The sequence below is a fragment of the Sphingomonas sp. genome (genome assembly GCF_051962185.1).
In the GTDB taxonomy this organism is placed as follows: Bacteria; Pseudomonadota; Alphaproteobacteria; order Sphingomonadales; family Sphingomonadaceae; genus Sphingomonas.
Genome location: NZ_JBQCCN010000208.1, coordinates 1 through 9,991, shown reverse-complemented (window position 1 = coordinate 9,991; position 9,991 = coordinate 1). Strand labels below are relative to the sequence as shown.

10 protein-coding genes are annotated in these 9,991 nt (G+C 66.4%); 6 read left to right on the top strand and 4 right to left on the bottom strand.

Annotation, left to right across the window (positions count from 1 at the left end):
- The first annotated feature begins 243 nt into the window (after positions 1-243).
- Positions 244-909, top strand: coding sequence for an O-methyltransferase (locus tag ACTHJR_RS13275; protein WP_440523709.1), 666 nt, complete (start codon positions 244-246; stop codon positions 907-909).
- A 75-nt stretch (positions 910-984) separates the two neighbouring features.
- Here ACTHJR_RS13275 and ACTHJR_RS13270 read toward each other — a convergent pair whose 3' ends face one another.
- Entirely contained in the window at positions 985-1,827 is an 843-nt protein-coding gene (locus ACTHJR_RS13270) for a hypothetical protein (protein WP_440523708.1), read from the bottom strand.
- 227 nt (positions 1,828-2,054) lie between these two features.
- Positions 2,055-3,428 carry a class II 3-deoxy-7-phosphoheptulonate synthase gene (locus ACTHJR_RS13265; protein ID WP_440523710.1) on the bottom strand — a complete coding sequence of 458 codons (1,374 nt, stop codon included), beginning with the start codon at positions 3,426-3,428 and terminating at the stop codon, positions 2,055-2,057.
- A gap of 191 nt (positions 3,429-3,619) precedes the next feature.
- On the opposite strand from ACTHJR_RS13265, the gene ACTHJR_RS13260 reads away from it, so the two are divergent.
- The 4 genes from ACTHJR_RS13260 (at position 3,620) to ACTHJR_RS13245 (ending at position 6,676) form a co-directional block, all read left to right on the top strand.
- On the top strand, positions 3,620-4,204 hold the full coding sequence (locus ACTHJR_RS13260) for an alpha-ketoglutarate-dependent dioxygenase AlkB (protein WP_440523707.1): 585 nt from the start codon (positions 3,620-3,622) through the stop codon (positions 4,202-4,204).
- Positions 4,205-4,248: 44 nt separating this feature from the next.
- Positions 4,249-4,905, top strand: coding sequence for a DUF2490 domain-containing protein (locus ACTHJR_RS13255; protein WP_440523706.1), 657 nt, complete (start codon positions 4,249-4,251; stop codon positions 4,903-4,905).
- 81 nt (positions 4,906-4,986) lie between these two features.
- Complete coding sequence (locus ACTHJR_RS13250; RefSeq protein WP_440523705.1) at positions 4,987-5,436, top strand: MarR family winged helix-turn-helix transcriptional regulator; 450 nt, start codon at positions 4,987-4,989, stop codon at positions 5,434-5,436.
- A gap of 7 nt (positions 5,437-5,443) precedes the next feature.
- Positions 5,444-6,676, top strand: a complete 1,233-nt coding sequence (locus ACTHJR_RS13245) for an MFS transporter (protein ID WP_440523704.1) — start codon at positions 5,444-5,446, stop codon at positions 6,674-6,676.
- 7 nt (positions 6,677-6,683) lie between these two features.
- Here ACTHJR_RS13245 and ACTHJR_RS13240 read toward each other — a convergent pair whose 3' ends face one another.
- On the bottom strand, positions 6,684-7,520 hold the full coding sequence (locus ACTHJR_RS13240) for a helix-turn-helix transcriptional regulator (protein ID WP_440523703.1): 837 nt from the start codon (positions 7,518-7,520) through the stop codon (positions 6,684-6,686).
- Between the two features lie 96 nt (positions 7,521-7,616).
- Here ACTHJR_RS13240 and ACTHJR_RS13235 point away from each other — a divergent pair, with 96 nt between their 5' ends.
- Positions 7,617-8,525 carry an SDR family oxidoreductase gene (locus ACTHJR_RS13235; RefSeq protein WP_440523702.1) on the top strand — a complete coding sequence of 303 codons (909 nt, stop codon included), beginning with the start codon at positions 7,617-7,619 and terminating at the stop codon, positions 8,523-8,525.
- A gap of 288 nt (positions 8,526-8,813) precedes the next feature.
- Here ACTHJR_RS13235 and ACTHJR_RS13230 read toward each other — a convergent pair.
- Positions 8,814-9,991 (bottom strand): 8'-apo-carotenoid 13,14-cleaving dioxygenase (locus tag ACTHJR_RS13230; RefSeq protein WP_440523701.1); only part of this gene is annotated, 1,178 nt, incomplete at its 5' end.

Sequence of the window (9,991 nt, the reverse complement as noted above, 5' to 3'; positions counted from 1 at the left end):
GTGGTGAAACGCTGGGCGCCTTCCTTCATCAAAACCTGAACAGCCGCGTCGAGTACGGCCTCGACCAGCTGGTTCGAGCGTGCCTGCTGAGGCTGTTTGCGCGAGGTGATGAAGGTGTTGCGGGCGGTGGTCATGCGGGCTTCCTGCCAATGCGAATAGTCAAAGCTGACGAACTCGTCGTATTTTCCGGTCCGGCAGGCAAGCCCTGCTCGGACAGCTTCGTTCGCACCAGGAGAAACCCAAATGACTACGCTTTCGAGCGCCCCAGTGGCGCCCCTTCTCGCGCGCCTGTTCGCCGCCGCTGACGCCAATTCGCCGGCCCAAAGCCCGGCCTTTGCCGGTGTGACCAGTGAAGAGCGCGGTCGAATGATGCGCAGCAAGACCGAGTATCGCGATTTCTATGCCAAGCTCAGCGACTTCGCATTACCGGTGTCGCGCGAGGTCGGTGGGCTGCTCTACATGCTGGCACGGGCGACGAATGCCCGTTCGATCGTCGAGTTCGGCACGTCGTTCGGTCTGTCGACAATCCATTTGGCGTCGGCGCTCCGCGACAATGGCGGTGGACGGCTGATCACCAGTGAGTTCGAGCCCGGCAAGCTGGCGACGGCAAAGGCCAATCTTGTCGAGGCGGGGCTCGCCGACCTGGTCGAGTTCCGCGAAGGCGATGCGCTGGAAACGCTGGCCGTCGACCTGCCCGAGACGATCGACCTCGTGCTGCTGGACGGGGCCAAGGCGCTTTACCCGGATATCCTCGATCGGGTGGAGAGCCGGTTGCGGCCCGGTGCGATCCTGATCGCCGACAATGCGGACCATTGCCCTGAATATCTCGACAGGGTCGGCACGGTCGCCAACGGCTATATGTCGATGCCGTTCAGCGACGAGGTCGAGTTCACGATCAGGCTCGCCTAATCCGCGGCAAATCTCTCGATACGATGGGTGGCCCGGTTATCGTATGGAAACCGGGCCGTCCTCGACGCCGGTCCGCTATTTCGCGGCAGCGATCCCGCACTGCTTCTGTTCCATCGGGATCTGCTTGGTGATGCGGGTGGCGTTTTCAGCATAGGCTTCGGTCACCGAGCCGCTGTTCACGGTCTTGCCGCGCAGCGGGCTCACGCCCTGACACAAGTGGAAGACGTGCGGCGTCGCCGACTTCTTGGCGCCGTTCTCCGGCGCGATCCAGTAGACCAGGTCCTGCCCGGCCGGGTGGGCGGCGTCCTTGGTTGCTTCGGCCACCGTGCTCGAGTCCCTGGCGATGTCCTTCGCCTGATCTGCGACCTCGGGGGAGCAGGCGGTGGTGGGCTCACCGGCTTTGATCTGCGCGGCGCATTGGTTCATGTCCTGGGTATATTGCTCGGTCGACGGCGGCTTGAAATCCACGCCGATCACGGTGGCGAGCAGCGCCAGAGCGACCCCGATACCGCCGGCGATCTTCTTGTTCTTCGGATCCATGTCCTTGTCCAGGAAGATCAGGGCAATCAGCGGGAGAAAGGCGATCACAGTAATGATCGCGCCGAGCTGGTTCTGGACGAAGAACCGGAATGCGTCCGCTCTAGTGGCCGGATCCTGCTTGTTGGCCGCTTTCCACATCAGGCTGCCGGCAATCGCGAACACTGCGATCACCACCAGAAGGCCGATCAGCAGCGCAAGGTTGCCATGATCGAACCTGTGTTGCTTGAGCATGACGATGCCGGCGATCTCGGTGCCGATGGCAATGACCCAGGCGAGCGCGGCGAACAGGCGCAGGCGTTTGGCGGCGGATTGCTGGCCCTGCGACGCGCGCCAGGCCTTGGTGACATCGACATCGGCGCCCGGATTGTTGTCTGGCATTTTCGAACCCCCTTATCGACACTTCGACATGGCGGACGTTGGCCGGGAAGCCCAGGCCATCGCACGCGTTATCGCAACATCTCCTAGGGGACAGCCTAACCGACGCGACTGGTCCGGACCAGCAAGAAATCGGCAGCGGCAACCGTCAGGAACAACGGTTATCGCCGCGCCCTTGCGTTCAGATCGGGAAGGGAAGTCGCCAAGGCGCGCCGGCGGCCGACGACGGCCTAAGCCGCCTCCGCCCGCCGCTGCCTCAGTTCGTCGTTCAGCATCTCAGCCAGCAGGAACGCCAACTCCAGACTCTGCCCAGCATTCAACCGCGGATCGCAATGCGTGTGATAGCGGTCGGCCAGGCTCTGCTCGGTCACATCGACCGCGCCGCCGGTGCATTCGGTGACGTTCTGCCCGGTCATCTCGGCATGGATGCCGCCGGCGAAGGTGCCCTCGGCACGATGCACGGCGAAGAAGCCGCGCACTTCGGCCAGAATGCGCTCGAACGGGCGCGTCTTGTAGCCATTGGCAGCCTTGATGACGTTGCCGTGCATCGGGTCGCAGCTCCAGATCACCGGATGGCCCTCGCGTTTCACCGCGCGGACCAGTTTGGGCAGCCCGGCCTCGATCTTGTCATGGCCATAGCGCGTGATCAGCGTCATGCGGCCGGGCACGCGGCCCGGGTTGAGCGTGTCGAGCATGCGCAGCAGTACGTCCGGCTCCAGGCTCGGTCCGCATTTCACGCCGATCGGGTTGCCGATGCCGCGCAGGAATTCGACATGCGCCGATCCGTCGAACCGCGTGCGGTCACCGATCCACAGGAAATGCGCACTGGTATCGTACCAGTCGCCGGTCAGGCTGTCCTGCCGCGTCATGGCCTGCTCGAAGGGGAGCAGCAGCGCCTCGTGGCTTGTATAGAATTGGGTCTGGCCGAGCTGCGGCACGGTGTCGGGATTGATCCCGCACGCTTCCATGAACTCGAGCGCCTCGCCGATGCGGTCCGCGGTTTCGGCGTATTTCTTCGCCCAGGGGCTCGAGCCGAGGAAATCGTGCGTCCAGCGATGCACCTGATGCAGATTGGCATAACCGCCCTGGGCGAAGGCGCGCAGCAGATTGAGCGTCGCCGCCGACTGGGCATAGCCCTGGACCATGCGCTGCGGATCGGGCGTGCGGCTCTCCGGCGTGAAGGCGATGTCGTTGACATTGTCGCCGCGATAGCTCGGCAGTTCGACACCATCCACGACCTCGGTGTCGGCCGAGCGCGGCTTGGCGAATTGCCCCGCCATGCGGCCGAGCTTCACCACCGGCAGCTTCGAGGCATAGGTCAGGACCACCGCCATCTGCAGGATCACGCGGAACGTGTCGCGGATGTTGTTGGGATGGAATTCGGCGAAGCTCTCGGCGCAATCGCCGCCCTGGAGCAGGAACGCCTTGCCCTCGACCACGCGCGCCAGATCGGCGGTCAGATTGCGCGCTTCCCCGGCAAAGACCAGCGGCGGATAGCTCGTCAGTTGCTTCGTAGCGGCGTCCAGCGCCGCGGTGTCGGGATAGTTGGGCAACTGGCGCGCTTCATGAGAGGTCCAGCTATCGGGGGCCCATTTGGCGGCCATGATCGTCACTTCGCTAAGGGTGAGAAGGGCAAGTCCCATGCGCCGAATCGCGTTGCGCCGCAACAAAGGAAAAGTCGAACGGCCTGATCGATGGGCTTTGCGACAGGAGGGCGCCCCGACTTGGGATGGGCGAGGGCGATCCGGGCGCGCGTTGGCCTTGCATGTTCTTCGGATGTTCCCACATCCCAACCGTGTCTTCCGATCTCTTCGACCTCCCCGCCATTTCCGGTCTCGGCACGCGTGCCGATTTCGTGTCGCCGGCCGAGGAACAAACCTTGATCGCCGCGAGCGATGCCGTCGACCGGACTCCGTTCCGCTTCCAGCAATGGACCGGCAAGCGCCTCACGCACAGTTTCGGTTGGCAATATGACTTCCAATCGGGCGCGCTCGATCGCGGCGCGCCCTTGCCCGACTGGCTGCTCCCGATCCGCGATCGCGCCGCCGCCGTCGCGGGGCTCGAGCCTGACGCGCTCGTCCAGGCGCTGTTGATCCGGTACGACGAAGGGGCCGGCATCGGCTGGCATCGCGATCGCCCGATCTATGAGCATGTCGTTGGGCTTTCGCTGGGCGCGCCGGCGACGATGCGTTTTCGCCGCAAGCAGGGCGATCGCTGGCAGCGAGTCAATATCCCGCTCGAACCGCGTGCGCTCTATCATCTGTCGGGCGAGGTTCGCCACGATTGGGAGCACAGTATCGCGCCGATGGACCGGGCCCGTTGGTCGATCACGTTCCGCTCGTTCTCGCGCCAGGGGCAAAGGATCGCCGCGGCGGCATAAACGCGGAGGGTGCGCGGCGCCGGCAGTTCTGCCATGACACAAAAATGTCATCGAAATGTCATGCGGCGCTGGGCGCGATTCTGTTGGTGGGGTTCCCGTCGCTGGCGCACGCCGATGATGCGCAGATCTGGCTGGACGCCAATGCCCGCGGTCCGATTGCCGGCAGGGTGGAATTGGGCGTGGAGACGACCGAGCGCTTCGGGCGCGGCGGCGATGCCGGGCTCTACGAAAGCGAGAATATCGCGATGCTCGGCTATCGTTTCGATCGGGTGACGGTGGCGGCCGGCTATGTCCGTGACATCACCTATCGCGGCGGCGGGGCGGCGATCGAACAGCGCGGGCGCCAGGACGTGAGCATGGATCGTCTCGCGACGATCGGCCGGTTGGTCATCGGTGCGCGGTTGCGGATGGAGGAACGCTGGCGCGACGGGCTGGGCGGGACGGGAATGAGGTTGCGACCCTTCGTTCGGCTGACATTGCCGGTGACGGCCGATTTGCGGCTGCTCGCCAGCCATGAAAGCTTCGTCAATCTGGGGAGCGGCGCGGGCCAGCGCCCCGGTTATGATCGTGCGCGTGACTTCATCGGCATCGGCGTACCGCTGGCCAAGCGGGTCAGCGCCGAGATCGGCTATCTCAACCAATGGACGAGAGGCGCGCCGACCGCTGGCGCCGCTTCCTTCACACTCGCCTGGCGCTGGTAGCGACAATGCCGCGTCGGGCGTTCGTTCGCTAGAAATAGAAGGGAGACTTGCAAGTTTGCCTGTTTAGTTCATAGCGGCGCCATGACCGTTCGACCGCCCCTGGAACCCGACGCCGCAGCCGATCCGCTCGGCGAGGATCTGCTCCGCGCCATCGGCCCGCTGATGCGGCGGCTGCGGACCGAATCGAATGCCGGTGGGCTGTCCTGGTCGCAACGCGTGGTGATGGGGCGGCTGACGCGCGAGGGCGCGGCGACCACCGCCGATTTGGCGCGCGCGGAGAATGTGAAGCCGCAATCGATGGGCGCCACGCTCGCCGCGCTGGAGGGGGAGGGGCTGGTGGCACGCACGCCGCACCCGACCGACGGCCGCCAGTTCCTCTACGAGCTCACCGAAAAGGGCAGCGCGACGCGCGACGAATATCGCTCGCTCAAGCGCGATCGGCTCGCCGCCGCGCTGACCGCGCTCGATGAGGAGGAGATCGCCGCGCTCCGCGCCGCGCTCCCCGTCCTGCGGCATCTCGGGGAGAATTAAGCCGCCGATGGCCGAAAGCGCTTCCCTCGACACGCGTGCCGGACGGTACGGCTCGTTTCGCTCGCTGCGCCACGTCAATTACCGGCTGTGGTTCGCGGGTTCGCTGGTGTCGAACACCGGCACCTGGATGCAGCGGACGGCGCAGGACTGGCTGGTCCTGACCGAGCTCACCCATCGCGACGCGCGCGCGGTGGGGATCGTCATGGCGCTGCAATTCGCGCCGCAATTCCTGCTGCTGCCCTGGACCGGTGCCGCCGCCGACCACATGGACCGCCGCAAGCTGCTGATGCTGACCCAGGCGGCGATGGGGCTGCTGTCGCTCGCGCTCGGCGTGCTGACCGTGCTTCACGTCATACGATTGTGGGAAGTCTATCTGTTCGCCTTCCTTTCCGGCTCGGCCGCCGCCCTCGACGCGCCGGTGCGCCAGACCTTCGTCGGCGAACTGGTCGGCGACGGGGATCTCGCCAACGCGGTCGCGCTCAATTCGACCTCGTTCAATGCCGCGCGTATGGTCGGACCGGCTGTATCGGGCCTGTGCATCGCCGCGATCGGGACCGGTTGGGCATTCGTGGTCAACGGCCTCTCGTTCTTCGCGGTGCTGGTGTCGCTGGCCGCGCTGAGGCGCGATCAATTGTACGGCGGCGTCCGTCCGCCGCGGAAGCCCGGCAGCCTGTTCGAAGGGTTCCGCTATGTCGCCGGGCGGCCGGACCTGCGCGCGATCGCGCTGATGCTTTTCCTGATCGGGACGTTCGGGCTCAATTTCCCGATCTTCATTTCGACCATGGCGGTCGGCGTCTTCCACGCCAATGCCGCGCAATATGGCGTGCTAAGCTCGGCGATCGCGGTCGGGACGTTCGCCGGCGCGTTCATCGCGACGGGCAGCCACCCACGCTTCTCGATGCTGACCGGCGGGGCGGGATTGTTCGGGCGGGGTTGCCTGCTCGCGGCCTTGGCGCCGGGTTATTGGTTCTTCGCGGCGGCGCTGGTGCTGATCGGCCTGGCGACGCTGACCGTCACCAACCGCTCGAACACGATCATGCAGCTCACCTCCGACCCCGCGATGCGCGGGCGAGTGATGGCGATCCGGCTGGCGATCGCCTTGGGCGGCACGCCGATCGGGGCGCCGCTGGTCGGTTGGGTCGCGCATGGCTGGGGCCCGCGCTGGGCGCTCGGTGTCGGCGCGCTGTCGGGCATCCTGGCGATGCTGGTCGGGCTCCGCTACCAGCGCCGCAACAGCTGAGCCGCCGTCAGACCGGGCTGGCGGCGATCAGGGCCCGGAGCCGCTCGGCATCATCCATCGACACCGGATTATAGACCAGCATGCCCAGTTCCGGCCGTCCGTCGACGGCGAAGCCGGAGAATTCCAGCTCGATATCGCCGGCGTCGGGGTGATGCAGGCGCTTGTGTCCGTCGCCATGCCCCGCCACGTCGTTGTCGCGCCACATTTCCGCGAAATCGGGACTGGTTCGCGACAATTCGTCGACCAGCCGGGCGACTTCCTCGGCGGCGCCCGCGCCGGCCCGCGCGGCATCGGCGCGGAACGCTGCCACGACGGATCGCGCGACGCCGTGCCAATCGGTTTGCGCCGCGCGCGCCCGGGCGTTGCCGAACATCAGGCGCAGGATGTTGCGCTGCTCGCGCGGGAGTTGGGCGTAGTCGGTGAACAGCACGGCGGCGGCGCGATTCCAGGCGACCACGTCCCAGATCGCGGTCTTGATGAAGGCCGGGCTGACCTCCAGCGCGTCGAGCACGCGCTGCAGACGCGGGGTGACGCCGTCGACGCGCCGATAGCGCATCTCGGGCAGGCGGCCGAGGCCGAGCATGAAGAGATGCTCGCGCTCGGGCTCGGTCAGCATCAATCCGGTGGCGATGCGGTCGAGCACGTCGGCCGACGGCGCGCCGCCGCGCCCCTGTTCGAGCCAGGTGTACCAGGTCGGGCTGATATTGGCGCGCTGGGCGACTTCCTCGCGGCGCAACCCGGGCGTGCGCCGCCGCCCGCCGGCAACGCCGAATGCGGCAGGGTCGAGCCGAGTACGACGGTCCCGCAGATAGCGGCCGAGCGGATTGGCGGAGGGGTCGGGCATACGAATCGTCCGGGTACCAACTATAATAGAATAAAGTCACTACTTTAACAGGTTGATCGGTAGCGCGATATCCACGTCTCGGCAATGTGAGAGGTAATGATGCGTGTATTTCTGACCGGTGCGACCGGCTTCATCGGCTCGCGGGTCGTGGCGGAATTGGTGAACCATGGGCATCAGATCCTCGGGCTGACGCGCTCCGACGCCGGCGCGGCGTGGCTGGAGGCGGCGGGCGCCCAGGCGCATCGCGGCGAGTTGGAGGATCCGGCGACGCTGGCGAGAGGGGCGGCGGCGGCGGATGCGGTGATTCATACCGCGTTCGATCACGATTTTTCGAACTTCGTCGCCAATTGCGAGAAGGATCGGCGGGTGATCGCGGCGATGGGCGCGGCGCTGCTGGGATCGGATCGCCCGCTCATCATCACCTCGGGAACCGGGATGGGCAGCACTGGCCCGGGAAGACCGGCCGTGGAAGACGCGGTCGACTGGGACAATCCCAACCCGCGCGTCGCGTCCGAGCGCGCCGGCGCCGAGCTTGCCGACCAGGGCGTTTCGGTCGCGGTGGTCCGCTTGCCGCAAGTCCATGACACGGTGAAACAGGGGCTGATCTCGCCTTTGGTCGAGATCGCCCGCGCCAAGGGTGTCGTCGGTTATGTCGGCGATGGCGCCAATCGCTGGCCGGCTGCGCATGTCCTCGACGTCGCGCGCCTGTACCGCCTGGCGCTCGAACGGCACGAGCCCGGGGCGCGCTACAACGCGGTCGCCGAAGAGGGCGTGCCGGTTCGCGCGATCGCCGAGGCGATCGCTGCCGGCCTGGGCGTGCCGACGGCATCGCTGTCGGAAGAGGAAGCGGCCGATTATTTCGGATGGCTGGCGCCGTTCGCAGCGCTCGACATGCCGGCGTCGAGCGCGGCGACGCGCGAGCGACTGGGCTGGCAGCCGCAAGGCCCGAGCTTGCTCCACGACCTCGAGCGGATAGACTATGGCGTCGCGGCCGCCGACGCCTGAGCTCTTGGGCATAGTCGGGCTCAAACTGATCTTCCCCGCCAGGGGGAGGTGTCAAGTGTAGCCTGATGGAGGGGAGGAGGCACGACGGCTAGTGTGTCGCCGTCCGCCCCCTCCGTTACCTTCGGTGCGTTCGAGCGAGATCGCGTCTCCCAGACGCGAGCTTTGACCTGCTGGGAGCAGGCCAAAGCTCGAACGCTCCCCCTGACAGGGGCGGATTGAAGGCGCCCGTCCGCTCGCGACTGAATGTCGACTTGATCCGCTCTGGTATCCTTCGGACCGCGGCGTCTCTCAACCGTTGGCGACCCAATTGCCGTGGAAGCCCGGCGGCACGCGATGGGGAAGCCGGATGCTCGCGACCGGCGCCTCCGCGAAGCGCGTCGCGTCGAGGATCACCAGGTCGGTCGTCTCGTTGGGCAGGTCGATGACCAGCCCGACCATCCAGCCGTCGCCTTCCGGTGCGTCCTCGCCGCGCGGCACGAACACGAATTCGCCCGGATAGCGGCCTTCGCCGAATTCGTGCGTCTCGCGCGTGCCGGTCTCGAGGTCGTGCTTGTAGAGCCTCGTCGCGCTGATCGCGAACTCGCCCTCGGGCAAGGCCATCGTATAGGCGTAGCGATAGGGCTGGCCGAAGAAGCGCTCGTCGGGGCGCGGGAATTCCTGAGCGGCGGCGTCGATCGTGCGGCGGTCGATCGTCCTGGCGACCGGGTCGATCGTCCAGCGCTCCAGCCCCAGCGGCTTGCCCGCCGGGCCGCCGACCATCTCCGCGAACATCGTGTCGTAGACGCAGGCATCGAGCACGACCTTGCCGTCGGCGGTGTCAAAGGCATTGGCGACGTGGAAGATATAGACCTGCGGACAGTCGACCCACACGATCTCGTCCTCGCTTCCGGCGCGCGGCAACAGCCCGACCCGCGCCTGATGCTCGGGGTTCCAGCGATAGGGGAAGCTGTGCCCGCCGATCAGCGCCTTCATCGAGAAGGTGACCGGCAGATCGAGGATCAGCGCATAGCGATCGGTGATCGCGCAATCGTGGATCGAGGGACCATGCTTGACCTTGATCGCCAGCTCGCGAGTCACCTTGCCTTCGGGCGACAGCACGACATGGCGCACGACGTCGGGCTCGGTCGCCTCGTAGCAGATCGCATGGTTCTCGCCGGTCCTGGGATCGAGATGCGGATGCGCGGAGAAGCTGCCCTGGAGCGTGTCGTCGAACGGATTGTAGGTCTGTTCGTCGAGCGTCTCGGACAATTCGACCGGATAACTGCCCGCCTCGACCAGCGCCCAGGTGCGCCCGGCGATGCCGAGGACGTTGGTGTTGACCGTATCGAACCCGCCATGGCGCGGCCCCGGCGCGGCCTTCATCCCGGTCTCCGCCTCGACCCGCTTCGAGCGGATCCAGCGATTGCGATACCACAGCGCCTTGCCGCCCTGCAGCGCGATGCCATGGACCATGCCGTCGCCGGTGA